At 70.9% G+C, this 25,734-nt stretch carries 25 protein-coding genes; 10 read left to right on the top strand and 15 right to left on the bottom strand.

The window, feature by feature from the left end; translation table 11 throughout:
- Positions 1 to 241: 241 nt before the first annotated feature.
- From OHA68_RS16515 to OHA68_RS16495, 5 genes are all read right to left on the bottom strand, one after another.
- Positions 242 to 883, bottom strand: a complete 642-nt coding sequence (locus tag OHA68_RS16515) for a response regulator transcription factor (protein ID WP_327108422.1) — start codon at positions 881 to 883, stop codon at positions 242 to 244.
- Entirely contained in the window at positions 880 to 1,989 is a 1,110-nt protein-coding gene (locus tag OHA68_RS16510; protein WP_327108421.1) for a sensor histidine kinase, read from the bottom strand. Before OHA68_RS16510 ends, OHA68_RS16515 begins: the two co-directional genes overlap by 4 nt.
- Positions 1,989 to 2,786, bottom strand: coding sequence for a hypothetical protein (locus tag OHA68_RS16505; RefSeq protein ID WP_327108420.1), 798 nt, complete (start codon positions 2,784 to 2,786; stop codon positions 1,989 to 1,991). The genes OHA68_RS16510 and OHA68_RS16505 overlap by 1 nt, the downstream gene beginning before the upstream one ends.
- A 177-nt stretch (positions 2,787 to 2,963) precedes the next feature.
- Complete coding sequence (locus tag OHA68_RS16500) at positions 2,964 to 3,542, bottom strand: TetR/AcrR family transcriptional regulator (RefSeq protein ID WP_327108419.1); 579 nt, start codon at positions 3,540 to 3,542, stop codon at positions 2,964 to 2,966.
- A complete protein-coding gene (locus OHA68_RS16495) occupies positions 3,539 to 4,258 on the bottom strand; it encodes a hypothetical protein (protein ID WP_327108418.1) in 720 nt (239 codons plus the stop codon). The genes OHA68_RS16500 and OHA68_RS16495 overlap by 4 nt, the downstream gene beginning before the upstream one ends.
- Before the next feature lie 53 nt (positions 4,259 to 4,311).
- Between OHA68_RS16495 and OHA68_RS16490 the strand changes: the two genes are divergently transcribed.
- The gene (locus OHA68_RS16490; RefSeq protein ID WP_327108417.1) at positions 4,312 to 5,049 is read left to right on the top strand and encodes a MerR family transcriptional regulator; all 738 of its coding nucleotides are present in this window, start codon (positions 4,312 to 4,314) and stop codon (positions 5,047 to 5,049) included.
- Positions 5,050 to 5,148: 99 nt separating this feature from the next.
- Positions 5,149 to 5,892, top strand: a complete 744-nt coding sequence (locus tag OHA68_RS16485) for an SAM-dependent methyltransferase (RefSeq protein ID WP_327108416.1) — start codon at positions 5,149 to 5,151, stop codon at positions 5,890 to 5,892.
- Between the two features lie 32 nt (positions 5,893 to 5,924).
- On the opposite strand, the gene OHA68_RS16480 is transcribed toward OHA68_RS16485, so the two are convergent.
- Both OHA68_RS16480 and OHA68_RS16475 read right to left on the bottom strand, forming a co-directional pair.
- Positions 5,925 to 7,055 (bottom strand): hypothetical protein, encoded by a 1,131-nt coding sequence (locus tag OHA68_RS16480; protein WP_327108415.1) that lies wholly within the window; start codon positions 7,053 to 7,055, stop codon positions 5,925 to 5,927.
- Positions 7,056 to 7,130: 75 nt separating this feature from the next.
- Positions 7,131 to 8,315 (bottom strand): MFS transporter, encoded by a 1,185-nt coding sequence (locus tag OHA68_RS16475; RefSeq protein WP_327108414.1) that lies wholly within the window; start codon positions 8,313 to 8,315, stop codon positions 7,131 to 7,133.
- Positions 8,316 to 8,402: 87 nt separating this feature from the next.
- Here OHA68_RS16475 and OHA68_RS16470 point away from each other — a divergent pair, with 87 nt between their 5' ends.
- Complete coding sequence (locus OHA68_RS16470; RefSeq protein WP_327108413.1) at positions 8,403 to 9,539, top strand: M29 family metallopeptidase; 1,137 nt, start codon at positions 8,403 to 8,405, stop codon at positions 9,537 to 9,539.
- 31 nt (positions 9,540 to 9,570) lie between these two features.
- Here OHA68_RS16470 and OHA68_RS16465 read toward each other — a convergent pair whose 3' ends face one another.
- From OHA68_RS16465 to OHA68_RS16455, 3 genes are all read right to left on the bottom strand, one after another.
- A complete protein-coding gene (locus OHA68_RS16465) occupies positions 9,571 to 9,696 on the bottom strand; it encodes a hypothetical protein (protein WP_327108412.1) in 126 nt (41 codons plus the stop codon).
- 77 nt (positions 9,697 to 9,773) lie between these two features.
- The gene (locus tag OHA68_RS16460) at positions 9,774 to 14,099 is read right to left on the bottom strand and encodes a cation-translocating P-type ATPase (RefSeq protein ID WP_327108411.1); all 4,326 of its coding nucleotides are present in this window, start codon (positions 14,097 to 14,099) and stop codon (positions 9,774 to 9,776) included.
- Between the two features lie 38 nt (positions 14,100 to 14,137).
- On the bottom strand, positions 14,138 to 14,677 hold the full coding sequence (locus OHA68_RS16455) for a single stranded DNA-binding domain-containing protein (protein ID WP_327108410.1): 540 nt from the start codon (positions 14,675 to 14,677) through the stop codon (positions 14,138 to 14,140).
- 167 nt (positions 14,678 to 14,844) lie between these two features.
- Here OHA68_RS16455 and OHA68_RS16450 point away from each other — a divergent pair, with 167 nt between their 5' ends.
- The 4 genes from OHA68_RS16450 (at position 14,845) to OHA68_RS16435 (ending at position 18,948) form a co-directional block, all read left to right on the top strand.
- Positions 14,845 to 15,207: a metalloregulator ArsR/SmtB family transcription factor gene (locus OHA68_RS16450; protein ID WP_327108409.1), complete on the top strand. Its 363-nt coding sequence runs from the start codon at positions 14,845 to 14,847 to the stop codon at positions 15,205 to 15,207.
- On the top strand, positions 15,204 to 15,701 hold the full coding sequence (locus OHA68_RS16445) for an SRPBCC family protein (RefSeq protein WP_327108408.1): 498 nt from the start codon (positions 15,204 to 15,206) through the stop codon (positions 15,699 to 15,701). Before OHA68_RS16450 ends, OHA68_RS16445 begins: the two co-directional genes overlap by 4 nt.
- A 122-nt stretch (positions 15,702 to 15,823) precedes the next feature.
- Positions 15,824 to 17,464 carry a hypothetical protein gene (locus OHA68_RS16440; RefSeq protein ID WP_327108407.1) on the top strand — a complete coding sequence of 547 codons (1,641 nt, stop codon included), beginning with the start codon at positions 15,824 to 15,826 and terminating at the stop codon, positions 17,462 to 17,464.
- Between the two features lie 182 nt (positions 17,465 to 17,646).
- Positions 17,647 to 18,948, top strand: coding sequence for an FG-GAP-like repeat-containing protein (locus OHA68_RS16435; RefSeq protein WP_327108406.1), 1,302 nt, complete (start codon positions 17,647 to 17,649; stop codon positions 18,946 to 18,948).
- 66 nt (positions 18,949 to 19,014) lie between these two features.
- On the opposite strand, the gene OHA68_RS16430 is transcribed toward OHA68_RS16435, so the two are convergent.
- Both OHA68_RS16430 and OHA68_RS16425 read right to left on the bottom strand, forming a co-directional pair.
- Positions 19,015 to 19,257, bottom strand: a complete 243-nt coding sequence (locus OHA68_RS16430) for a hypothetical protein (RefSeq protein WP_327108405.1) — start codon at positions 19,255 to 19,257, stop codon at positions 19,015 to 19,017.
- 30 nt (positions 19,258 to 19,287) lie between these two features.
- Entirely contained in the window at positions 19,288 to 20,034 is a 747-nt protein-coding gene (locus OHA68_RS16425; protein ID WP_327108404.1) for a L,D-transpeptidase, read from the bottom strand.
- Between the two features lie 90 nt (positions 20,035 to 20,124).
- Between OHA68_RS16425 and OHA68_RS16420 the strand changes: the two genes are divergently transcribed.
- Positions 20,125 to 20,808 carry a response regulator transcription factor gene (locus OHA68_RS16420; RefSeq protein WP_189142165.1) on the top strand — a complete coding sequence of 228 codons (684 nt, stop codon included), beginning with the start codon at positions 20,125 to 20,127 and terminating at the stop codon, positions 20,806 to 20,808.
- Positions 20,805 to 22,592, top strand: a complete 1,788-nt coding sequence (locus tag OHA68_RS16415; protein ID WP_327108403.1) for a sensor histidine kinase — start codon at positions 20,805 to 20,807, stop codon at positions 22,590 to 22,592. The genes OHA68_RS16420 and OHA68_RS16415 overlap by 4 nt, the downstream gene beginning before the upstream one ends.
- Positions 22,593 to 22,767: 175 nt before the next feature.
- On the opposite strand, the gene OHA68_RS16410 is transcribed toward OHA68_RS16415, so the two are convergent.
- Complete coding sequence (locus OHA68_RS16410) at positions 22,768 to 23,286, bottom strand: type II toxin-antitoxin system RelE family toxin (protein WP_327108402.1); 519 nt, start codon at positions 23,284 to 23,286, stop codon at positions 22,768 to 22,770.
- A gap of 3 nt (positions 23,287 to 23,289) precedes the next feature.
- A complete protein-coding gene (locus OHA68_RS16405; protein WP_327108401.1) occupies positions 23,290 to 23,598 on the bottom strand; it encodes a type II toxin-antitoxin system prevent-host-death family antitoxin in 309 nt (102 codons plus the stop codon).
- Positions 23,599 to 23,848: 250 nt separating this feature from the next.
- Between OHA68_RS16405 and rarD the strand changes: the two genes are divergently transcribed.
- Complete coding sequence (rarD, locus tag OHA68_RS16400) at positions 23,849 to 24,769, top strand: EamA family transporter RarD (protein ID WP_327108400.1); 921 nt, start codon at positions 23,849 to 23,851, stop codon at positions 24,767 to 24,769.
- Here the strand turns inward: rarD and OHA68_RS16395 are convergent.
- Positions 24,737 to 25,726, bottom strand: a complete 990-nt coding sequence (locus OHA68_RS16395; RefSeq protein ID WP_327108399.1) for a polyprenyl synthetase family protein — start codon at positions 25,724 to 25,726, stop codon at positions 24,737 to 24,739. The genes rarD and OHA68_RS16395 overlap by 33 nt on opposite strands.
- Positions 25,727 to 25,734 lie beyond the last annotated feature (8 nt).

Here is a 25,734-nt window from a genome sequence, read left to right as displayed (position 1 = left end):
GCTGGTCGCATAAGGCTGGCGACGCTCCGGTGTGGGGTCTTAGGACTATCCGGCCGAAATTGAACGACAAGCCTCCGCCGCAGGTCTGACGTGCGGTGCCTGGGGATCAGGTGGTGGGTTCGCCGACCAGCTCGATCTCGATCGCCAGGATGCCGAGGGCTCCCTTTTCGGGGCCGTAGATGCGGCGGATGTTGGCCAGCTGCTGATCGCGCGTCGAATGATCGTTCCCCCGGAGTGACGGTCAGCGCGAGTGGGTCAGCCCGTGTTCGTAGGCCCAGATGACGGCCTGGACGCGGTCTCGCAACTCCAGCTTGGCCAGGATGCGGCCGACATGTGTTTTCACCGTGCCCTCCGACAGGAACAGCAGGCCCGCGATCTCCGCATTCGTCCGCCCCCTGGCGATATGGCGCAGGACCTCGCGTTCGCGGCCGGTCAGCGGGTCGGGCTCTGGCGCGGGGAGGGTAGGAGCCACGTGGTCGAGCAGGCGGCGGGTGGTGGAGGGCGCGATGACCGCGTCGCCCTCGTGCACGGCGCGCACGGCCGCGAGCATGTCCTCGGCGGGGGCGTCCTTGAGCAGGAACCCGGAGGCTCCGGCGCGCAGCGCGGCGAAGGCGTACTCGTCCAGGTCGAAGGTGGTCAGCACGATCACCTTCGGCGCCCCTGGAGCCTCGGCGAGCAGTTCGCGGGTGGCGGCCACGCCGTCCATGCGGGGCATGCGCACGTCCATGAGCACAACATCGGCCCGCACGGTGCGCAGCCGGGCCAGCGCGTCGGCGCCGTCGCGGGCCTCCCCCACGACCTCCATATCCGGTTGTGCCTGGAGCACCATGACCGTGCCCGTCCGCACGAGGTCCTGATCGTCCGCAACGAACACCCGGATCACCTGCTCACCTCCCCGTACGGCAGGCGGGCGACCACCGCGAACCCGCCTTCTTCGCGCGGCCCCGCCTCCAGCGTGCCGCCCACGGCCGACAGCCTCTCGCGCATGCCCGCCAGGCCGTTTCCCCGTCCGTCCGTCGTCCTCCATCCCGCGCCGTCGTCGGTGACGGTGACGACCAGGACGTCGGGCGTCCAGTCCAGGCGCACGGCGGCCGTCGCGGCCGGGTCCGCGTGCTTGAGGGTGTTGGTGAGTGCCTCTTGGACCACCCGGTAGGCGGCAAGCTCGGCGGCCGGGCCAATGGAGCCGGCCGTACCCGTCTCGACTGGGCCGGTCGCCCTCGATGCGTACAGCAGAGCGGGCAGGTCGGCCAGCCCGGGCGAAGGGTCCAGCGGGGCGGCATCGGTGCGGAGCACACCGACCAGGCCGCGCATCTCCGTCAGGGCCCGGCGGCCGGTCTCCTCCACGGTGGCCAGCACCTCGGTGGCTCGCTCGGACGCGAACCGGCCGCCTCTGGCCTGGGCGACGATCACAGCCAGGGCATGCGCGACCACGTCGTGCATCTCACGCGCGATCCTCGCCCGCTCGGCCAGCCTCGCCCGGTCAGCCGACACCTCGGCCTGCTCCTGCAGCAGAGCGATGTAGGCGAGCTGGGTCCGCCGGTACAGCCCGAATCCCCAGGCCGCCAGCACGATCGCGGCCAGCAGGCCGAGCAGGAGCCACGGGCTGGGCCCCAAGTGAGCCGCGGTGACCGACGGGTCGCGGGCGAATCGATAAGCCGCCACCCCGGCCCCGGCGAACCCCGTCGCCAAGGGCAGGAAACGCCTGCCGTATGCGGTGCACGAATAGACGGCGATCGGGAAGACGGCCACGGACGGCAGCACGAGGAACAGTCCGGTCACAGCGACCTGGACGGCGAAGGCCGCGGCGACCACGAAGAATGCCCAGGTCTTCCGCCGGTAGATGAGGGCCGCATGCGCCACCAGGCAGGCGCCCACCAGCAGGGCCGCGCTCCCGCCCGGCACCGACAGCACCGCCACCACCACCGACAGCGACAGCAGCGGCACTCCGACAACGAAGGCCAGGGCCAGGTCCGCGCGCCGCGGTGGCATCACCGCAGCGTCTCCCGCTGGTAGGACAGCGTGGCCCCGCCGACCGCCAGCCCGAACAGCAGCCAGCTCCCGTACACGAACCCGACCGTCACCACCGCCGCGAGGTCGGACAGGGGCACAGGTCCTCGGGTGAGGCCGAGCATCTGCGACAACGTACCGAAAACGGACATGGCCCCCATGGTGGTCAACATAGCAGCGCCCGTCCAACCGCCTGCCAGCACCAGCCGCCGCGGCAGCCACCGCCCCCACCGCTGGACCAGCGCCAGCGAACCCACCGCCCCGATCAGCAGCATGATCAGCTCTCCGGACGGGAAGCCCTCGGCATAACCCTCCGGACGCAGCAGCGTGCCACCCGCCGACCAGTACAGCTTGGCCATGGGATAGACGAACCCGATCGCGAAGGCGCTGTAGCCGAGCCACGCCCCGCCCGGGACCCTGAGGCGAGGCAGCAGCAGGGCGCCCAGCAGCGCGCAACCGGCCAGGCTGAGCCCGCGCAGGGCCATCCCCGGCCAGTCCACATGCGCGAAGTCGCCCGCCGGGATGCCCGTGACGGCGAAGAACGCGCGGAAGCCGTCGAGCACGACGCCGCCTGCCGACCACAGCAGCAGGACGGCGGGCAGCAGCCCCGCAGGGTGTGGCCGGACCACGAAGATCGCGCTCAGCGCGGCGGCCAGGACGGTTACCCAGTGCGGCGCGAAGCCCGTGGTGTAGGGCAGCGTCGGCAGCGGCGCGAGCGCGAGTGCCGCAACGACCGCCAGGACGATCAGCGCCGAGATCTGCATTCGTTGAAGTCGCATGACGCCAACGATCCCGGCGGCGGTATGCGGGCCGCGTCTGCGCCGGGTCCAGAGAAGATCTGACCTGAGAGGTATTGACATGTCTTGTCGGGGCGCGCCGCGGGACACGGCGGTCGCCCCCGTCCGTCTCGGGAAGCCACGCGCGGCAGCGACTTCTCGGGTTTTACGGGACCGCCGTCAGCGCGGCGGGCGCAGGCCTTCGAGCAGAACGCCGAGGTAGAGCTCGGTGTGCCTGGCCCGGTCTTCGCCGACGCGGACGGCGTGCTCGATGCCGCAGAGCAGCCGGCGGACATCGTCGGCTTCGAGATCAGGCCGGATGGCCCCCGTCTGGCGGGCACGGTCGAGCAGCTCCGTGATGGCCCGATCGAAGTCGGTCTTCATCGCCGACGTCCGGGCGTCGGCGTCGCTGGCGGCTTCGAGCACCCCCGTCAGCCCGGGGCCGTCCAGCACGTGCCCGAGGGCGTAACGCAGCAGGCGGTGCAGGCCCGCCAGCGCGTCCTCGTCGGCCGCCGCGGCCTGCGCCTCGCTGACCAGCCGCTGGAAACGCTCCGCCATCAGGGCTTCGAGCAGCGCCTGCCGGTTGGGAAAATGCCGGTAGACGGTCCCGACGCCCACTCCCGCCAGCCGCGCGATGCTGTTGAACATCAGCGAGTCGTCCCCCGTGGCCAACTGCTCGCGGGCGATCTGCAACACCCGGGCCCGGTTACGCGCGGCGTCCGCGCGCAACGCCTGCCCCTGCTCCGCTCTGGGTGTCACCGGCCCAGTCTAAGTCGCCCGCTTCGCAGTGACCGCCAGCCCAGAACGCCGTACCACAGCATGATCGGCAGGTGGAGGACGTACCCGAGCTGTTCCAGCGCCGCCGTCGGGCCGGCCGTTCCGGTCGTCCAGGGGAGCACCACGGCGGCGAGCCCGGAGAGGGCCGCGACCAGGCCGGCGACACGGAGGCGGGTGGACATCGGGCTGCCGGTCGCCGCCGCGACGGTGGCGGCGACCCACAGCAGGCCGGCCAGGTTGACCATCCACTTGGCGGTGAGCATGACCGCCAGGGCGGCCGAGGCGGCGGTGGTAGTGGCGGCCAACTGGGTGAGTGCCAGGTTCCCGGCGTCATGAAGCAGACCCGCAAGCCCGGCAGCGGCCAGCAGCCCACCGGCCATCGGCCCACCCGGGCGCGCAGTCATGGCCAGGCCGGCGGCAATCGGTTCGGCCAAGCTCACGGTCGGCGCCGGCAGGCCGCCGGCCGGGCGCGCGGTCATGGCCAGGCCGGCGGCGGTCAGGGTCAGCCAGCCCAGGACGTCGAAGGCCAGTTCGATCAGGTGCAGGTCGGTCCGCTCGGCAACGGCGGTGAGCGTGGTGGCAGGGTCGGCCGGATTCAGGGTCAATCCCGATGGCACCACGATGACCGCGGCGGTCATCATGGCTACCAGCGAGGTCAGCAACAGCACGCCGATGAGCCGGCTACGAGGATCGGTCATGGCGGTGACGGTAGAACCCTGACGCGGGGGCAAGGTCAACACGAAGGGACGCCATGTGGCGGATCGGGCAACTGGCGCGCATGGTCGGCGTATCCGAACGTACCCTGCGCCACTACGACAAGATCGGGCTGCTCGTCCCGGCCTCGGTCGACGGCCTCACCGGCTACCGCTGGTACGGCGTGGCCGAGCTGTCCCGGCTCGAACGCATCCGCGGCCTGCAGCGCCTCGGCCTGCCGCTGCGTCAGATCGCCGATCTGCTCGACGCCCCCGAGCCGCAGGTACGGCAGGCGCTGGCCGAGATCGTGACCGGCATCCAGCGGGACATCGCCGCCCTGGCCGCGACCGCCGCGCACGCCCAGGACCACCTCACCACGCCGATGTCGATCCTGCCGCAGCAGGCCACCGTGGGCCCGCGCCACCTGAGCGTCCGCCGGCTGCGCGTGGCGCACCCCGCCGAGCTGGCCGGCCTCTGCGCGACACCGCCGGCCACGCTGCTGACCTGGCTCGACGGCCCGCCGACGGGCCGATTCACCGCCGCGGTGACCACCGATCGCGCCGACGGCCGGCTCACGCTGCAGACCCGCAGTGTCGTACGGGCCATCGTCCCGCCCTCGGTGGGAGTCGTCCGCGCCGGCCAGGACCTGTTCGGCTGGCTGAACCGTCACCGGCTGGCCGTTGCCGGTCTGACCGTGGAAGACCATCTCATCGACGCCGACGGCGCCCACGCCACAACCCTGGAGGTGCCCGTCGCTGACGAGGCCCCGCCTCGTACGTACATGACGCGATGTTGAGCCTCCCTTACGCCGGCGGCGTCCGGATGGCCGGCGGTCAACGTCCGTGGGCGATCAAACGGCTGGTCCCGCCGGTGGGAGATGGGACAGAGTGGGGCAATGGAACGCCAGGTCATCAGTCATCTCGCCCATCGGGACCATCCCATCGCCGCGCCGGTCTCCGGCGCGCACGTGACCCGGCTGCTGCGCCGGGCCCGGCTGCCCGAAGGGGCGCGGATCCTCGATCTCGGCTGCGGCGAGGCGGCCTGGACGTTGCGCGCGCTGGCCCTCCACGAGGACGCGACCGCCGATGGCGTCGACATCTCCGCCCAGGCGCTCAAGGCCGCCGAGGGGCACGCGGAGGCCCAGGGGGTCTGGGAGCGCATCCGGCTCCACCACAGGCCGGCCGCCGACTTCCCCGTGGCCGAGCAGTACGACCTGGTGGTCTGCGTCGGCGCGACGCACGCGTTCGGCGGCCTGGTCCCCACTGCCGAGCACCTACGGCGCTACCTGAGGCCGAACGGGCTGGCACTGATCGGCGAGGGATTCTGGGAGCGCGAGCCGACGCCGGAGGCGCTGACCAGGCTGGGCGCCGAGCCGTCGGACTTCCTCGACCTGCCGGGCACGGTCGCCGCCGCCGAATCCGCCGGTTTCGACACGATCTACGGCTACACCAGCGACCTGTCCGAATGGGATGACTACGAGTGGTCCTGGACAGGGACGCTCCTGCGCTGGGCCAACGAGAACCCCGGCCCGGACGCCGACGCGGCCCGCGCGGCCGCCTTGGAGCATCGTGACATGTGGCTGCACGGCTATCGGAGGTTCCTGGGCTTCGTCACCCTCCTGCTCCAGCGAACCGGCTGACCCACGCATGAAAGGTGTCTCCTTGGCGGCCGTCAGCCGTACGTCTGCTCCGCCTTCTCGTACGTACGCAGCAGCGGCTTGTTGTCGGCCAGCCACTCCCGGTTGGCCGCGGAGAGCTCGGGGAAATCGACCAGGCGGTCGATGTTCGAGCGCAGGCCGGCGGTCATGTCGTCGTTCACGAGCAGCCCCGGCAAATCCAGCGAGATGCGCTTGGGCATCATCTGATAGATGTCGGTGAACGCGTTGTTCGCCTCCCCGAGGAAGCTCCGGGTCCGGCTGTCCGCCGTGCCGCCGAGATCCCAGAACTCGTCCCAGCCGCCCCGATGCGGGTCCACCGCCTTCTCGAAGTTGGCGGAGCACCAGTAGACGATCTCCTTGTACCTCTCGGCCGCCGCGTTCAGGGTGCCGGCGGTGGCGGCCAGGGAGGTCACGTTCCCGTGGATCTGCCGCAGCGCGCCCTGCGCCATGTCGGCGGCCTCGCCGTGCCAAGGGGCGTCGCGCAGGTCCTGCGCCCGCAGCGGCAGCGTGTTCGCCAGTTCGACCAGGGAGGCGGCCATCGCATCGAAGTACGCCGGCACATTCCCGTACAGCCAGAAGGTGCTGAAGGAGAAGTCGTGCACCGCTTTCGCCGCAGTCATGTCGCCGACGCCGTAATCGGTCCCCTTGGCGAGTTCGAGCGGATCGCTGCCCTTGGGGTAGAGGTGACTCGGCTGGCCGGCCCGGCCCAGGGGGCCTTCCCCGGGCATGCGCGCCGCGAGCTCGGACAGGGGGATGTCGCCGAGCCGGGGGGACTCCACGAGGTCATATCGGGCGGAGGCTCGTTCGATCAGGAGTCCCGCCATGCCGACCTCGGCGTGCAGGTCACTCCAGACCAGGCGCGTCAGTGCGCCCGCGCTCTGGAGAAGCCGGCCGAGATCACCGGGCAGGCGCCAGTGGAGGTTCGGGATGGCCTCGAGGCTCCCGTGTCTCTCGAACGTGCCGTCCATGTCGGCGTCGGTGGCCAGCCCGACGAGCTTGCCGGCGACGGCCTTCGTGACCTTGCGGTCGATCTCCAGCCCGCCTTGCCGCTGCTCGTTCCCGAGTCCCGGCCAGTATGCGGGGGGCTTCGGCTCTGTTTCCCACCCGGACCACTGATCGGCAGGTGTCGGCTCCGGCTCACGCATGGGGACTCCGATCTTAGGCGATGCCACACCCTACGAAGATCTCTAACAAGTGCGCAAACCAGCATTTTCCGGATGTTAGGCGACGTAAGGAGTGAGCTCCGCCGCCCGGGCCGTCGGCGGCTTGAGAAAGCCGGTGGCCCAGGCGGTGGGCACGGCGATCACGGCGATGATCAGGCCGGTGACCACCGGGGCCGAGACGCCGGAGCCGCCGATCGCCACGCCACCGGCGAGCGAGCCGGCCGCGATGCCCACGTTGATCGCTGAGCCGGGCAGCGAGGACGCCAGCGCGCCGCCCGGACCGGCCAGGCTCACCACGCGGAACTGCAGCGAGGGCACCATGCCGCCGACGAACAGCCCCCAGGCCGCCATCACCAGCGCCACGAGCGGCGCGACCGCGCCGGCGAGGTAGAGCGCCAGCAGGCAGGCCGCGGCGCCGGCGGTCGCCACGACGAGAGTGCGCGCGGCGCTCCTGTCGGCGAACCGGCCGCCGCAGAACGCGCCCACCGCGTTGGCCAGGCCGTAGGCGAGCAGGAACACGCTGATCAGCGCGCCGGAGATGCCCGTGACACCGTTCAGGAACGGCACGATATAGGTCAGCGCCGAGTACACCGCCGCGAACACCAGGAAGTTCACCAGCAGCACGGCGAGCACCCGCGGCGCGAAGGCGTACCTGGCCTGGCCCGCGACGCCGCCGCCGGTGCGCGGCACGGACGGCACCGACGCCACGGTGGCGACCAGCGCGACCACGCTGAACAGGATGATCCCGACGAACGAGCCCCGCCAGCCCACCGTCTGCCCGACCAGCGTGCCCAGCGGCACACCCAGCGCGGCCGACACCGCGATGCCGGAGATGATCACCGAGATCGCCCGGCCCGCACGCTCCGGCGGGACCAGCGCCATGCCCGTCACGAACCCGACGGCGATGAACAGCCCCTGCACCGCGCCCGCCAGGACGCGCGCCGCGACGAACACCCCATGGTCGGGCACCAGCAACGGGACCAGGTTGGCGACGGCGAACACGACGAGCGTGCCCACCAGAACGGCCCGCTTGTCCATCCTGATCGTCAGCGCGGTCAGGATCGGCCCGCCGATCGCCATCCCCAGCGCGTAGGCGGTCACCAGCGTGCCGGCCGCGGCGATGGAGACCCGCAGGTCGGCGGCGATCAGGTCCAGCACGCCGACCACGAGCAGTTCGGCGCAGCCCATCACGAACACCCCGAAGAACAGCGTGGCCAGGGCCAGGTTCGTCCGCGTCCTCATAGGCACCCCAGTAGCTGAAAGTAGTCGTACTAACACTTATAGTAACGGGTAGAAGTCGCAGACCAGCACATACCGGATGAGAGTGCGATGATCGTGAATCCTTACGCCGCGGCGCCCTTCTCCTACGCCTCCCTGCCGGGCGCCACCCCGTACTCGATCGTCGAGTTGATGCCCGGCGCGCGCAATCTGATGCACCACGCCCAGGTCGCGTCCGGCGAGCGGGTGCTCCTGCTGGTCGAGCACACGGCCGACCCCGTCGTCGTGCAGGCCATCGCCGCGGCGGCGGCCTACCGCGACGCCGACGTGCACGTGCTGTCCGTGGCCCCGTTCAGCCCCGGGGGGTGGGACAAGGACGTGACCCACCAGGTCGAGACGGCCGCGGTACGGGAGGCCGACGTCGTGATCAGCGCCACCTGGTGGGGCGAGGTGCACACCGCGCCCCTCTTCTTCGACCAGATCAGAGCGCTGCCCGTGCGCTTCGCCTCGCTGCACATGGCCGCCACGGCCGGCGCCATGCTCACCGGCGCCAGGTTCCCCAACGACGTCTACTACGCCATCAAGCATCGGGCTCTGACCAGGCTGAACGCGGCCCAGAGCATCCGGGTGACCTCCGCGCTGGGCACCGACCTGACCCTGTCGCGCTTCGCCTTCACCCTGGACGAGGGCCCGCTGAAGCCCGGCGACTGGCAACCCTTCCCGTACGGCGGCGCGAACTTCCATCCGACCGTCACCGAAGGCGTCCTGGTCATCGAGGACTCGACCTTCACCGGGGTGCCGGAGCAACTCCTGCGCATCACGCTGGAGGAGAACCAGGTGCGGAAGATCGAGGGCGGGATCGCCGCTGAGCAGCTGCGTCGCGCCTCACCCGACGGCTACTACCTCCGGCACGCCCTGATCGGGCTCAACCCCAAGACCCGGCTCGCCGGCGGCACCCAGTTCGAGCGCGAGAAGCACGCCGGAGCCTTCTACTGCGGCCTCGACGCCCTCCGCGACGGCGTCCCGGTCACCACCAGCCCCGGCTTCGCGCACTGCGACTGCCAGATCGACCGGCCCAGCATCCAGGTGGACGGCGAGTCGTTCGTCGAGGACGGCCGCCTGCTGCTGCTCGACGATCCGGAGATCCGCGAGGTCGCCGCCCGGTTCGGGCCGCCCGACGTGATCCTCGACGACAACCCGCTCATGATCCTCCCCCGCCGCTACACCGGGGGACCGGCGACCCGCTGACCGTGACGCCCGGCCGGGCGCCTGGAGGACGCTAGGCCAGCCGCACGCCCACGGGACGGAAGAGCGAGGCGGCGAGGCTCTGGATGAACCGCATGATCAGCGCTTCGAGCAGCATGACGGCGGCCTTGGCGAGCAGGGAGGCGAAGAACTCAGACAACTCTCTACCTAACGGTCATAAGGGCATTTACGAGCATATTTCGCTATAAAGGTGACGGAGTGGTATCGGTAGGGGTGTCAGTTCGGTGAACGGGCGGTGACGGATCGCCGTTCGACCAGCACGCTCACCACGGTCGCGGCCACGGCGCAACCCAGGCCGATGCCCCAGCCGACGAGGCCGGTCGGACGGCAGCCGAAGAGCCGGCTGAGCCCCGGCACCGAGACGATCACGACCAGCGCGGCCAGCGACGACACCGCGGCGAGCACCACCACCCGGTCCCGCCCGCCCAGCACCAGCGTCTGCAGCAACTGCGCCGACACCAGGCCGATGAGACCCACCGTGTCCGCCCGCCCCCGCGTGCCGCTCAGCCGGGCCAGCGACCACGCCGCGGTGGCGGCGCCCGCCGTGACGACGGCGCGCAGGTAGATGTCCCGCGTCAGGGCGGCCCCCAGCGAGACCTCCGGCCCCTCGGCCAGCAGCCGCTCGGGACTGGACGCGCTGGGCGGCCGGATGGCCACCGCCATGGCGGGCAGCATGTCGGTGAGCAGGTTGACCAGCAGGAGCTGGCGGGTGTTCAGCGCGCTGCGGCCGGTCAGGAGGCTGGAGCCGAGCGTGAAGGCGATCTCGCCGATGTTGCCGCCGAGCAGGATGCCCAGCGCGTCGCGTACGGAGGCCCACATGCCCCGGCCCTCGACGATCGCGTCGATGATCGTCTCGATCCGGTCGTCCGCCAGGACGATGTCGGCGGCGGCCCTGGCGGCGGGGGCGGCGTTCGTGCCGAGGGCGATGCCCACGTCGGCGAGCCGGATCGCGGGCACGTCATTGGCTCCATCGCCGGTGACGGCCACGACCTTGCCCGCCGTGCGGAAGCTGGTGACGATCCGCGCCTTGTGCTCGGGCGTGACCCGGGCGAACACCGCCACCTCGGCCAGCGCCTCCGTCAGGGCGTCGTCGTCGAGCGCCTCCAGCTCGGGGCCGGTCATCACCCGCAGCCCGTCCAGCGCGCCGATCTCCGCGGCGATGGCCGCCGCCGTGCTGGGATGGTCGCCGGTGAGCATGACGACCCGTACGCCGGCCCGTACGAGCTGCTCCACGCTGCGCTTGGCCGTCGGGCGCACCGGGTCGGCCATGCCGAGGAACCCGAGAAAGCGCAGGTTCTCAATGCGCGACTCGTCGAGGTCGGCGCGGCTGGAGGCGGGCCGCTCGGCGACCGCGAGCACGCGGTAGCCCTGCCGGGCCAGCCGTTCCATCCCCTGCTCCAGCTCCCGCCTGACCCGATCGTCCAGCGGGACGTGCCGTCCGTCCACGACCATGCCGGTGGACCGGGAGAGCACGATCTCGGGAGCGCCCTTCACGCTCAGCAGCTGTCCCGACTCCGACCGGCCGAGCACGGCGTGGTAGCCGCGCGCCGGCTCGAAGGGCAGCTCGTCCACGCGCTGCCACGTGCGCAGCCCGTCCTCCGGGGTGATGCCGAGCCGCTCGGCGCCGGCCACGACCGCGCGGTCCGTGGGGTGCGGGATGGCCCGCCCGCCGTCGAACCTGGGCCCGGCGCGCAGCGCCGCGCCCACGATCGCCCTCAGCTTGGGTACGGCCTCCGCCACGCTCTGCTCGACCCGGCCGTCCGAGACCATGCGCAGGCTGATGTGGCCCTCGGTGAGGGTCCCCGTCTTGTCGAAGCAGAGCACGTCCACCCGGCCCAGGGCCTCGATCGTGGACGGATTGCGAACGAGCGTGTTGCGGGTGGACAGGCGCTTGGCGGAGGCGAGCTCGGCCACGGTGGCGACGAACGGCAGCCCTTCCGGCACCGCCGCCACCATCATGCTCACCGCCGGGGCGAGCGCCTGGGCCAACGGCGAGCCGCGGACCAGCTCGACCAGCATCAGCACCACGCCGGAGCCCAGCGCGGTCGGCAGGATCTTGTGGCCCAGCTCGCGCAGCCGCAGCTCCACCCCGCTCGGCGGCGGCTGCTCCTGGCTCAGCCTGGCGGTCCGGCCCGCCACGGTCGCCTCACCGGTGGCCACGACCACGGCCAGCCCGTGCCCCGCCGCGACGGTCGTACCCTCGTAGACCATCGACGCGCGATCCGCGACGGCGGGCGCCGCGGTCGGCGCGGCGGTCTTGGCGACGAGCTGCGACTCGCCGGTCAAGGGGGCCTCGTCCATCTCCAGCCCGGCCGCCTTGAGCAGCCTGCCGTCGGCCGGCACGGCATCGCCGGCCCGCAGCTCGATCACGTCACCGGGCACCAGGGCGTCGGCGTCGCCCTGGACCAGGCCCGTGGGGCGGCGCAACCGTACCCGGACGGCGGTCGTCTCGGTGAGATGGTGCAGCGCGTGGTCGGCGCCCCGCCGCTGGGCGCCGCCGAGCAGCGCGCCCGTCACCATCACGCCGCCGATCAGCACCGCGTCGAGCGCCGAGCCGAACGCGGCCGACAGGCCCGCCCCCACGGCCAGGAGCGGGGTCATCGGGTTGGCCAGTTCCTCCACCGACGCGCCGGCCAGGGACTGCGGCCCCTTGGCCGCCGGCCGGGAGGTTCTGCGACGCTCGGCCTCCGACTCGGTCAGCCCGTTGGGCGACGTGCGGAGGCGTTCCACGACGTCGCGGGCCGCCATGGCGTGCCAAGGGGTGTGGTCGGCGCGGATCGGCGGGGCCTCCCGTCCGACGCTCCTGGCCGTCCACTGCCCGGCCGCGAGGGCGGCCAGCCCGGCGCAGTCGCGCACCAGGCTCGCGCGCCCGACCGCGGTGGTGGCCGGGCCGAGGAACGCCAGCCCGAGACCGGCGGCCGAGCCGGCGGCGCTCACGTACACCGCTCGCACGCTCGCCTTCCTTGCCGAGGCCAGGTAGCGGAGGAGCAGGTGCACGCCGTCGAGCTCGGCGACCACATCGGCGTCCCACGGCACCCGCCGTACGCCGTCGAGCAGGCCGATCCCCAGGTCGGCCTGGCGCAGCGCCCCCCGCCCGCGCCGCGACACCACGGCCACCCCACGCCCCTCGGCCTGCAACGCCCGCACCGACGCGGCCAGCCTGGTCCCGCCGTCGATGGACCGTTCCACTATCAGGCGCCGAGCCAGGCCGGGCTCCCCACCGGCCAGGACCACCTCGCACGCCCCCTTCGGGGCCGCCACCAGGGCCTCGGCGGCGGGATACAGCTCACGAGCCAGCCCGACCAGCGCGATCGGGGTACCGCCCCGCACCACCTCCACCGCACGTACACCCTGCTCACGCCACTCCTCCAGCACGCGGTCGCGATCTGGGCGGGGGTCATTCTGGGGTGTGTGCGGGCGGGCTTGCCAGCCGTCGCGGGCGCGGGCGGCGTCGGGGTCGGTGAGGTCGAGGAGGGTGTACAGGCGGGCGTGCAGGTCGTCGAGGTCCACGTCGGGGGTGAGCGGCAGCACGCCGTCGATCGTCCACGCGCCCGTGGTGAGCACGGCGGCGTCCAGGACGACGGTGTCGATGCGGTCCATGCGGCTCAGGGCCGCACGGTCGAGCACCATCGTGCCGCGCCCGGCCAGCGCGCGCCCGACGGCGCCGGTGAAGGCGTCCCTGCCGAGGTTCGCCGCCTTGGGGGTGCCGCTGATCAGCACGGACAGCCCGCGATGGCGGCTCCGGCTGAGGACCGAGGTCACCGCGTGCGCGCCCAGCGACACTCCGCCGGCCGCGTCGGCGTACCGCTCCACGGGCCCGCGCGGCAGCGGGACCGGCCGCGCCGCCACGGCCGGGGCGATGTGCCGGTACGCCCCCGGCGTCACCGCGAACTCCTCCTCGCGCCGCTCCCACGCCTGCCGCCGGGCACGAGCCTCGGCGTAGCGTACGGCCGCGGCGACGGAGTCGACGAGCAGCGACGCCGGTCGCAGGCTGAGCGTGTGCGCGACGATCCTGGACGTCACCAGCGCCGCGTCCACGGCGGGCTTGCCGAGGTGCCGCTCCAACTCCGTACGCACCCGCGGGGTGTGCTCGGCCAGCGTGACGAAACTGGGCACCGCGACGGGCAGCGCGGGCAGGCGGGCCAGGCGGCCGGTCATGGCCAGCCCGGCACCGGCCAGGTGCAGACCGAGGCTGAACGCCGCCCTGGCCTGCTGCTCCACGCCGTCGAGAACGCGAGCCGGGCCGGCCGTCCGGTCGTCGGCGTCGCACTCCGCCACGATGGCCACGAGCTTGGCGACGTCCGTCGTCTCGTCGCAGCTCACGAACACGCTGCCGAGCGCCCCGTTCACCTCCGCGCGCGCGGCGCCGACCGCGCGCAGCCGCTCCTCGAGAACGCGAGCGGGCCCCTCGGTCCGGGGCCCGCCGACGCTCCTCAGCTCGATCCGCACTCCCCCTGGGCAACTCCGCACCGGGCGGGAGTCCGGGAAGACGTTCCGTACCGGTGGCGGAAGCAGGTCGAGCAGCATGCCGAACAGCGCCATAGGCTCTCAAACCCTCCCGTCCATGGCGAGGTCGCTGCTCACTTGCTCTGCGGAGCGCTCTTGCGGCTCTTCGTGGCCTCGGCCACCGCCTGCTGCGCGGCGGCCGCGCGACGCTTCTTCGGCTCCTGCTCCTGCTGCTGTACCGGTACGGGCGCGCCCCCCTGCGCCTGCTGCTGTCCCCGTACGGGCGTGCCAGGCTTGCCGGAACCCTGCGCCTGCTGCTGTCCCCGTACGGGCATGTCAGGCTTGGCCGACCCCTGTCGCCCTCGCTGCGTGATGGCCATGCCCACGCCGATGGCGGCGGCGACCGGCCACTCGATGGCCCCGAAGATCGCCATCGCGCCCAGCGCTCCGTAGTAGGCGACGCGTTCGGGTGGCGGCAGGATCGTCCGGGCGACGTCGACGTAGTGTCCGAACTCCTGCTTGCTGATGTGCGGCATCGGCACGTGGGGCATCGGCACGTGGGGCATCTCGACCTCGCGCCGGCGGATCTCGATGCCGAGCATCGGCATGTCGATCCGCCTCGGCTCCTTCCCGTTCGACGCGACCTCGTCGCGGCCCTGCTGGGTAGCGGTCATGACGTCTCCTCTGCACAAGAACTTCATGTGCTTTTATCCAGAGATTCAGCGTCTTATTCCGGACAGACCTCATTCGATAATTTGCCCCAGCCGGTGCAGTCTTTGCCCCGGAAAGGGAGTCGAGCGGGTGGTTGCCTAACGCGTAACCAACAGGTTACGCTTCACAGGTGGACAAGGTAGCGGGCGCGATCGCTGATCCGGTGCGGCGCGCCATCCTGATGATGCTGCGCGACCAACGGCTCTCCGCCGGGGAGATCGCCGAACACTTCGCGATCAGCCGGCCCGCCGTGAGCCGTCACCTTCGCGTCCTCAGGGACGGCGAGCTGGTCCACGTCGAGCTGGTGGGCAGGCAGCGGTTCTACGTCCTGCACACCGAGCGGCTCACCGAGCTCACCGAGTGGATCGCCCTCCTCACCCGTCCCTCCGGGTGGGAGCACCACTTCGACGCCCTGGAAACAGAGGTCCATCGCACCCGCCGCGATCGCCGTGCCCACGGCATGACCGGCCAAGAAGAGGAGAACACCGCATGAGCCTCACGCCCACCGCCCGGTTGTTCCGTACCGGCGCCGGAAGCGACCTCGTTCTCACCCGCACGTTCCGCGCGTCCGCCGAGGACGTGTGGGCCAGTCTCACCGAGCCCGAGCGCACGGCCCGCTGGTTCGGACCGTGGAAGGGCGACGCCGCGCCCGGCCGGACGATCCAAGTGCAGCTGGCGTACGAGGAGCAGACGCCGTGGTGCGACCTGCGCATCGACGCATGCGACCCTCCCCAGCGGCTGGCCCTGTCGATGACCGACGACTCCGGGTCCTGGCAGGTGGAGCTCCTGCTGTCCGAAACGGCCGGCTCGACCGAACTGCGGTTCGTGCACCACCTGTCCACCGAGGACGGCATCGGCGAGATCGGCCCCGGCTGGGAGTACTACCTCGACATGCTCGTGGCCGCCCGCGAGGACTCCCCCACACCCGACTTCGGCGACTACTACCCCGCGATGAAGCCGTACTTCGACGAACTGCCCGGGGACTGACCGCCCGCTCTGACGGAGGATCTTGATCACGGTTTGGCGTCGCGCGACCGACCGATCTTGACGTGGGAGCACCCTATAAGACGTTATTAGAACGTCTGTTCCCATTTGTGCAGGAGGTCTTCGTGCGCCATCCACTGGTTCGCCGATTAGCCGCTTACTGCGGCGCCGCCGGCCTGATCACCGGCCTGCTCGCTGTCGCGGCCCCCGCCGCCTCGGCGGCCGACACCACGACCGACCTCGGGGTGACCTTCGACTCCTACACCGCCGACCTGGTCGTCGGCGCCGGTCGGGTGTTCGTCGCCGCCGACGACCGGATCATCGTGGCCGGCACCGACGGAAACCTCACCGGCGACGTCGTCACCGGCCTGCCCGGCGTCCGCGAACTGGCCATGAACGCGGACGACACCCGCCTGTACGCGGCGCTCGCCGGCTCGAACGAGGTGGCCGAGATCGACACCGCGAGCCTCGCCGTCACCCGGCGGATCGACCTGTCGGCCCACCCGTGCCCGTCCACCCTGGCCTTGCTGGGCGAGCGGCTGTGGGTGGGGCACGGGTGCTACGACAACGGCCCTGGCGGCCTCGTCGGCCTGGATCTGGGCGCGGCCACACCGGCTCCGGTGGCGGTCGAGGGCGAGCACCTGCGCGCTCCCGTGCTCGCGGCCGCCGGCGACACGCTCGTGGTCGGCCTGACCGGCCTGCACCACGCCGACATGCTGGTCTACGACGTCGCCGGCGGCACCGCGGAGCCGCGCGGCACGATCGACGGGGAGGAGTGGCGCATGGACTACCTGCGCGACCTCGCCCTGACCTCCGACGGCACCACCCTGTTCGCCGCGGCCGACGCTCCCGGTCCCTTCACCAGGTACGACACCAGGACCCTGGCGGCGACCGGCACCTACGGCGACGGCTGGGACGGGTATCCGTCGGCCGTGGCGCTCGGCCCGGGCGGCGCCTACATCGCCGCGGGACGCCAGTGGGGCAGCATCGACCTCACGCTCTACGACGCCGCGACCGGCGCGGTGATGTTCGCGGCCGACCAGCCGGACGCCGAACTGGTCTCGGACGGCGTCGCGTTCTCCGGTCCGGACGTCTTCGTGCTGCTGCGGAGCTCTGCGGACCGGCTGCTGCTGTGGCGGGTGACGGGCGCCGCACTGCCGGCGTCCAAGCTGACGGTGACGGCCCCGGCGTGGGAGTACGCCGGCTCACCGGTCACCGTCGAGGGACGGCTCACCCGCGCCGACGGCAAGACGCTCGGGATCAAGCCGCTCGCGGTGACCCGGCGCCTGATCAACGGGATCAAAGAGCCGATCACCGGGGTGACGACGCAGAAGAACGGCACGTTCACCTTCGAGGACACGCCACCGGACATCGGTGAGGTGACCTACTGGGTGTTCTGGGACGGCGACGACCGCTACCGCCGAAGCAGCGCCTCCGCCACCGTGGCGGTCAGGCACAGATCCACCCTCACCATGACCGGGCCTCAGTCAGGCGTCGTCGGCACGCCCATGGAGCTGACCGGCGTGCTGACGGCGGGCGGCCGGCCGCCCTCGCCGGGGGCCACGCTCACCGTGCAGCGCAGCGTGTCCATCGACAACGTCAGCGCCGGAAGCGTCAAGCTCCCGCCAGTGCGCGTGAACGCCGACGGCACGTACACCTTCACCGACACGCCCGCCACCGCCGGCAGGTACAGCTACCTCGCGGTGTCGTCAGGGGATGCCAAGGCCGGGCCGGCCAAGGCCATCCATCGGATCATGGTCGAGTGACCTGACGGCCGTGCCCCCTGCCCACGATGGCCTGGTCGCTGACGCGACCGCGGGCAGGGGAGGGTCGTCAAAAGCGCGCTCGTCGCAGCAGGCCCCAGAACCGCGACGGTGCCGTAACGGCGACCTGCGCAGATACGTACAGAACGCAGTTCTACGACGGGGATGCCGGTTATCATCCCTTCATGCCCCCTCGCTCAGTGGTCATCGTGTTGGCGGCTGTGCTGTGCATCGGCGCCTCGGCGGCTCCGCGCCCTGTTCGCGGGGATGTCAGCGGCGACGGCCGGGCCGACCTGGTCGTAGGTGGCGCACAGCTGCTCACGATCCAGCCGCTGGGGGGCAGAGCAGCCACCCGGAGTCAGCGGGCGACCGCACTGTCGACGGGTGACTTCAACGGCGACGGCCTCGCGGACGTGACGGTCGGCGCCGCCGGCACGGTCACCGTCCTGTACGGCCGGCGCGCGGACGGCTATACCGGCCCGACGAGCCGGTTCACCCCTGGCCAGGGCGGAGTCCCCCGGCTGGGCACCGGCCACGGCTTCGGCAACACGCTGACCACCTCTGACTTCAACCGGGACGGTTACGTCGACCTCGCCGTCGGGGCGCCGGAAACCACACTGGACACCGCGGCGACGCACGGCGGCGCGGCCATCGTCCTGTACGGCTCCCGCCGCGGTCTCACCTCGTCCGGAGCACTGGTGCTCAGCGAGAACACCCCGGGAGTGGTCGGCTTCAGCCAGCACAGTCGTCTGTTCGGCGCCGGACTGGCCGCCGGGGATGTGACCGGCGACGGCTACAACGACCTGGTGGTCACCGCGCCGTCCGGACGGCCGGGATACGACATCGGCGGGGCGATCCACGTGTTCAAAGGATCGGCCAAAGGCGTGCGGATCGCTGGGAACACCATGGTGACCAGTGGAAACGTGGACGGCCGCGTTATGGATGTGCAGGCGTGCGCGGGCGGTTCCGCGGGCGCTGACAACAAGGCGAACACCGCCAGGTGCACACGGAAGCCGTTCGGCTGGTCGGTAAGGACGGGCCGCTTCCACCGTGGCAAGTACGCCGACGTGATCGCCGGGATCGGTGACGGCAAGCTTCTTGTCCTGCGGGGAGGCCCCTCGGGCATCGACAAACGTCGGCTGAAGACACTAGCGCTGCCTGGCGTCACCGGGACCAGTGCCCCCGCCGACGACCACGCCGGGTCGTTGGCGGCCGGTGACGTCGACAAGGATGGCTACACCGACCTCGTCGCGGTGGCTCGCGGCACGGGCAGGGTCGCCATCCTGTACGGCTCGGCCGACGGGCCGAGCCGGCCGAGCTGGATCGGGCAGGGCGGGGTCAATGCGGCGCTGCTCGACGTGGACGGCGACTCCGTCCCGGAGCTCGCCACCGCCGACGGGGAAGCCGTCCGGATTCGCTGGATCAAGAACCGCCGGGTGGCCAAGACCACCGTTCTCCCCCTGCCGGGCAGACTGATCGCTCGCTGACAGGAGTCGCACCAGGCACGGCCGGGAAGAACTCTGACGTGTTCGCCCTGCCTCGACGCATCTTGATCAGCCGGTGTAGGCCGGCTTGACGGTGACGGGCTCCTTCGGGCCCGGCGTCGACTCCTCGGCCGGGACCGGGGAGGGCGCGGCGGACGGCTCCTTGGCCGGGGACCGACGTTCGGCCGGGACCGCGGAGGGCGCGGCGGACGGCTCCTTGGGATCGGCCGCGGCCGTACCCGAAAGGCCTGAGAGGCCCACGGCCAGAATCAGCGCCGCGCCGAAGCCGATGATGATGGCTTTGATCTTCATAGGGGTTCCCCTGTTCATTCGAGTCGGGCCTCAGCCCTTGATGACGACCGGAGTACCGATCGCCAGGTTCTTCGCCATCCAGGTGATGTCGTCGTTGCTGATCCGGACGCAGCCGTGGCTGGCTTGGGTGCCGATGGCGGACGGCTTGTTCGTCCCGTGGACCGCCAGCTGGCCCGGACCGCCGGCGAAGCTCTTCAGCGCGGGCGAGAAGCCGCTCAGCCCGAAGGCGTAGGCGCCGTAGGCCCCGCCGTCACCGACGGGTTTTACCAGCTCGGTGAAGAAGTAGCGGCCTGGAGGCGTCGGCGTCCCCGCTTCGCCCGTCGCGACCTTGCCCGTCCTGACGGCCCGGTCGCCGTCGTAGACCGTGAACCTGAACGCCCCGCGATCGATCTCCACCCGGTGGGCGGTCTCCGCGAGCGTCACGTCGGTGGCCTTGATCCAGCCCTTGCTGCCGTTCGGCCGGATCGGCAGCAGCACCCGGAGCCACGCACCCTCGGCACGGTCCACCAGGAAGACCCGCGTCACGCCGTAGTCGTTGGGGCTCGTGATCGTCCGCCGGGCCACCCCCGCCTTTCTCCGGTAGACCGTGATCCGGGACCCCTTGACGCTTGCGATCTTCGCTCCGGCCGCCGACCGCGCGGCACCGCTCGGCGGCTCCGACCGCGCGGCACTGCTCGGCGGCTCATGCCGTACGGCCGTGCTCGCGTCGGCCGCACAGCCGGTCAGCAGGAAGGCGAGGGTCGCCGCGGCAGCCGTACGGACCAGGTTGGTTCTCACTCGCCGCAGCCTGGCGACAGAATGTGTGAAACCTGTTTGGTTGTCATGCAGATCCCATATGCACCCCTGGCATGCGCATAGCCTCAGGTCATGTGCGCCTATGTACTGGTCGCCGAGGACGATCCCAAGCAGGCCGAACTGCTCAGGCGGTATCTGGAGCGGGAGGGCCATGAGGTCCTCGTCGTGCACGACGGGCGTTCCGCGATCGACGAGGCCCGGCGGGTGGATCCCGGCCTCGTGGTGCTCGACGTGATGATGCCGAAGGTCGACGGGCTGGATGTCTGCCGGGTGCTGCGGGCCGAGTCCGACCTGCCGATCCTGATGCTGACCGCCAGGTCCACCGAGGATGACCTGCTGCTGGGGCTCGACCTCGGCGCCGACGACTACGTGGCCAAGCCGTACAGCCCCCGTGAGCTGATGGCCCGCGTGCGGACGCTGCTGCGCCGTACCGGCAGGTCCCAGGACGATCGGCGGCTGTTCCAGGCGGGCGACCTCGTCGTGGACCCGGTCAGGCATACCGTCACCGCGGCGGACACGCTGGTGGAGTGCACGCTCGCGGAGTTCCGGATCATCGAGACGCTGGCCGCCGAGCCGGAGCGGGTGTTCACCAGGAAGCAGCTGCTGGAGCGCATCCACGGCTTCGACAGGTTCATCACCGAACGCACGGTCGACGTGCACGTGATGAACCTGCGCAAGAAGATCGAGCCTGATCCGCGCCGCCCGGTCCGGCTGCTGACCGTGTACGGCGTCGGCTACAAACTGACCCACGCATGAGGTCGCTGTTCGTCAGGCTGCTCACGAGCTCGGCCATCGTGGCGGTCTGCTCGATCAGCGCGACGGCGTGGCTGGCCGCCAGCAGCACCTCCGGCGCCATCCAGCGTGAGCAGGGTCAGACGCTGGCCAGCGATGCCCAGATCAACAACAAGCTGCTCGGCTACGCCTCCCGCCATCCGGAATGGTCGGGCGTCGCCGCCACGGTGCGCGATCTCGCCGCCCGTAACAACCGTCGCATCGCGCTGACCACCGAGAAGGGCGCCCTCATCGCGGACTCGGCGACCGCCGGGACCCCACTGCCCGCCAGGGTGTCGGCCGTCGTCGACCCACTGGCCGTGGACGTGACCCTGGTGCCCGGGGCGGCCAGGGACCGGATCGATCCACGCGCGGTGGGGCCTTTCCTGCTGTCCGCCGCCGATCGCGCCCGGCTGGTCAAGGCCGCCGGCGCCTACGCCACCTGCGCCGACCGTACCGGGCAGGCCGTACAGCTGACCGTCTCGAACACCGGCCGGCCCGTCGTGACGACGACCAGCAAGGAAACCGCCCCGGAGCCGCACCCGCAGCCGGAACCGGTGCCGCGCGAGGCCGTCGCGGTGCCGCAGGCCTGCGACGCCGCCACCTTCAGCACGCCGACGCGCACCGAGAAGGCCGCGCTGAAGCAGCTCAACCTCCTGGTCGGCAGGTGCCTCAAGGGCAAGAGCACGGAACGGGGCTCGGTCGGCCTCGACTTCGCCTGGATCTCCAGGAAGAAGCAGCCCTCCGACGCGGAGCCCGATCAGACGATCTCGTCCTGCATCGTCACCGCCCGCAAGGAGCAACTCGATCCGTACGTCGCGCCCGCGGCCTACCTGTACATCGGCTCCCCCGCCGAGGCCACCGGCCAGCGCATCCCGCTCCCGTCGATCGCCGGCGCCGCCCTCCTCGTGCTCGTGCTGACCGTGGGGGTGAGCGTCATGGCGGCCCGGCGCCTGGTCGGGCCGGTCAACGCGCTCACCCACGCCGCGCGGCGGATGCGGGACGGGGACAGCTCCGCCCGCGTCACGGTCAGGACGACCGGTGAGATCAGCGAGCTCGCCACGGCGTTCAACGAGATGTCGGAGCACCTCCAGCGCATGGAGGAGCAGCGCAAGGCCATGGTCAGCGACGTCTCCCACGAGTTGCGGACCCCGCTGAGCAACCTCAGAGGGTGGCTGGAGGCGGCCCAGGACGGCGTCGCCGAGCTGGACCCGGCGCTGATCGCGTCGCTGGTCGAGGAGATCCTGCTGTTGCAGCACATCGTCGACGACCTTCAGGAGCTCGCCCTCGCCGACGCGGGCAAACTCCGGCTGCACGTCGAACCCGTCCACCTCGGCGACCTCCTCGACCAGGTGGCCACCGCCCACCGAGGCCGGGCCGAAGCGGCAGGCCTCACCCTGACCACCGCGATCACCGACGACCCCGCACTGACCGCAGATCCGGTACGCCTCCGCCAGGCCATCGGCAACCTGGTCACCAACTCCCTGCGCTACACCCCACCCGGCGGGCACATCACCCTGGCCGCCCGCCAGGATGGCGACCACGTCGTCATCGAGGTGACCGATACAGGGGTCGGGATCCGCGCCGAGCACCTCCCCCACGTCTTCGACAGGTTCTGGCGAGCCGAGAAGTCCCGCAACCGACGAACCGGAGGCAGCGGACTCGGCCTCGCCATCGTCCGCAACCTCGCCGAAGCACACAACGGCACAGCCACGGTCACCAGCACCCCAGGCGTCCGCACGACGTTCGCTCTGCGCCTTCCGTCGTAGCGAGGCCCGGGAAGGACCCGGAAGCGAGCCCTTGCGCGATCAAGGGTCAGGATCTGACTATCGGCGCGGGTCCTCGCCTCGCCGGAGGTCAGACCAACCGGGCGCCGGAGCCGTTCGGCTCCTTGAAAGGGAACTGCTGGTGGTAGCGCTTCGCTTCAGACAGTAGATGTGCGACCTATTGGGGCCTAGATCGGTACTCCGCCCACAGGTCGACAGCCTCTTGAAGATCAAGAGCAGCAACGTCCTCGCGGGCCATTCCGACCGTGTGGATCAACCGGTCCGCCAGCCAATCCGGCACCGGTTCTCTAGGGGGTGCTTCCTCAATCCGAAGATGATCGGCTAGCGTGCCTAGACGCTCAATCACCTGGCCGAGCTGGACAAGCTCAGGACGGGCAGTACCCGCCTTGCGAACCCTCGCTGTCGCCTCCGCGTACACTTCCGCGTCGGCACGCTCACCGACGGCCCACACCTCACAGATCTCCACCGACTTGTCCTCAGTGATCCGGTAGACGACACGCCAGGTGTTACGGCCGACCACCAGCTTCCGAAAACCGGTCAGTTCCCCACCGAGCGGGTAACCGGCCTCAGGATTATCCAGCAGGAGAAGGATCTTCTTGAGTACCTTGGGCACCGCATCTGGGCCAATGCGTCGGAGGTCATCGACCGCTGGCGCCGTAAAGACGACGTCGGACACGACTCACTCATCGTCCGGGATGGCGGCCAGCGACTCGCGAGTTTGCCCAAAGGCAGCAAGCACGTCATCGAGCGAGACCCGCTCCCCCGCGTCCGTGACCGACCGAGCGAGCACAAGCGCAAGATCACGCAGATCAGCCGCTGCCTCCTCCAACTCATTGAGTCGGCGAATGCTCACTACGGCCGCCACCGGCTGATGTCTGCGGGTGACCACCAGATCGGTCCCCCGCTCCGCATCAGCCACCAGGCGGGCCACCCCTCGGTGGGCTGCTTCTGTGACGCTCAGCTCAGTAGCGTCGTGCAGAACAGTCATACATGGACTGTATATCTTTCTGCACAGAAGCGCGATCCTTGAGTCCGCATCAGGCTCAGGCTGACCGGACAACTGTCTTGAGCACCTTCTCGTACGCGTCCCGCGACGTCTCCGCCGTCTTCCGCTGCTCCGGCGGATGGTAGTAGATCGCGGACCGGTACGGACGGCTCAACGGTTTACGGTTCCTACATGGTCTTGGGCAGAGGATTGCATTTGTGATGAAGGGTGGTAATGCCCGACTATAGGCTTCATGCCTGACATGCGACGCGGTGTCCTGTACGGAGTGGCCGCCTACATTCTGTGGGGACTGTTCCCGCTCTACTGGCCGCTGCTCAAGCCGTCGGGGGCCGTGGAGATCCTGGCGCATCGGATGGTGTGGTCGCTGGTGGCCGTGGTCGCGATCCTGGCGGTGCGGCGGCACTGGTCGTGGATCAAAGGCTTGGTGGCGCAGCCCAGGAAGCTCGGGCTGCTGACCCTCGCGGCCGTGATCATCACGGTCAACTGGGGCACCTACATCTACGCGGTCAACACCGGCCATGTGGTGGAGGCCGCGCTCGGCTACTTCATCAACCCGCTGGTGAGCGTGGTGTTCGGGGTGGTGCTGCTGCGCGAGCGGCTGCGGCGGCTGCAGTGGGTGGCCGTGGGGTTCGGGGCACTGGCCGTGCTGGTACTGGCCGTCAACTACGGGCGGCCGCCGTACATGGCACTGGTGCTGGCCGTCAGTTTCGGGGCCTACGGACTGATCAAGAAGCAGGCGAACGTGGGCGCCGGCGAGAGCCTGACGGTGGAGACACTGGTGCTGCTGCTGCCGGCGCTGGGCTACCTGGTGTTCCTGCAGCAGGCGGGCCAGGCCACGTTCGGGACCCAGGGCGTGGGGCACCTCCTGCTGCTGGTCGGCGCGGGCGTGATCACGGCGGTGCCGCTGATGCTCTTCACCGCCGCCGCCAACCGGGTACCGCTGAGCACGATCGGGCTGTTGCAGTACATCGCGCCCGTCCTGCAGTTCCTGTGCGGGGTGCTGATCGCCAAGGAGACCATGCCGCCGAGCCGGTGGATCGGGTTCTCGCTGGTGTGGCTCGCACTGGCGATCTTCACGTACGACAGCTTCCGTACGGCGCGGGCCGCACGCATCGCCAGGTCAGCCCGAACGCTCGACCACGTAGTCACATAGCGACAGGAAGGCGTCCCGGGCCGGGATGTCGGGAAGGTTGGAGATGTCGTCCCGCGCCCGGTTGACCCAGTCGTCCAGGTCGGCCTGGGCCCTGGCCATCGCCGGGTGCGCCCGCAGCAGGGTCAGCGCCTCTTCGACGTCCGCTTCCGGGACCGGTCCCGACAGCAGCTCCGACAGCCTGGAGGACGGGTCGTCGGCCAGCGCGTAGAGGACCGGCAGGGTCTTGACGCCCTCCCGCAGGTCGGTGCCCGGCGTCTTGCCCGACTCGGTGGACGTGGAGGCCACGTCCAGCAGGTCGTCGCCGAGCTGCCAGGCCACGCCGATCGCCTCGCAGGCCCGGCTGAGCCGCTCCTCGATCTCGGCGGGGGCACCGGACAGCAGCGCGCCGAAGCGGCCGGAGGCGGCGATCAGCGAGCCGGTCTTGTCCTCCAGCACGCTGATGTAGTGGACCACCGGGTCCTCGTCGGCGCGCGGGCCGACGGTCTCGCGGATCTGTCCCTGCACCAGGCGGGAGAACGTCTGCGCCTGGATCCGGATCAGCTCGGGGCCGAGGTCGGCGAGCAGGTCGGACGCCTGGGCGAACAGGTAGTCGCCGGTGAGGATGGCCACGGTGTTGTCCCACCGGGCGTTCGCCGACGGGGAGCCCCGGCGCACCGGGGCCTCGTCCATGACGTCGTCGTGGTAGAGAGAGCCGAGGTGGGTCAGCTCGATCACCACGGCGCCGGGCACCACGCCCGGCGCCGACGGGTCTCCGAACTGGGCGGCCAGCAGCACCATCAGCGTGCGGAAGCGCTTGCCACCGGCCTGGATGAGATGCTTGGACGCCTCCGTGACGAAGGCGTCCTCGCTCTCCACCGAGGTCCGCAGCAGCTTCTCGACGGCGGCCAGTCCGTTGGCCACATCCTGCGCCAACCGCTCATCCGCGATGGGAAGGTCAACCACGGGAGGCGCGGACATATAAATCC

The sequence above is a fragment of the Nonomuraea glycinis genome (genome assembly GCF_035920485.1).
GTDB classification, from domain to species: Bacteria; Actinomycetota; Actinomycetes; order Streptosporangiales; family Streptosporangiaceae; genus Nonomuraea; species Nonomuraea glycinis.
This window is presented reverse-complemented; position numbering and strand designations above follow the sequence as displayed.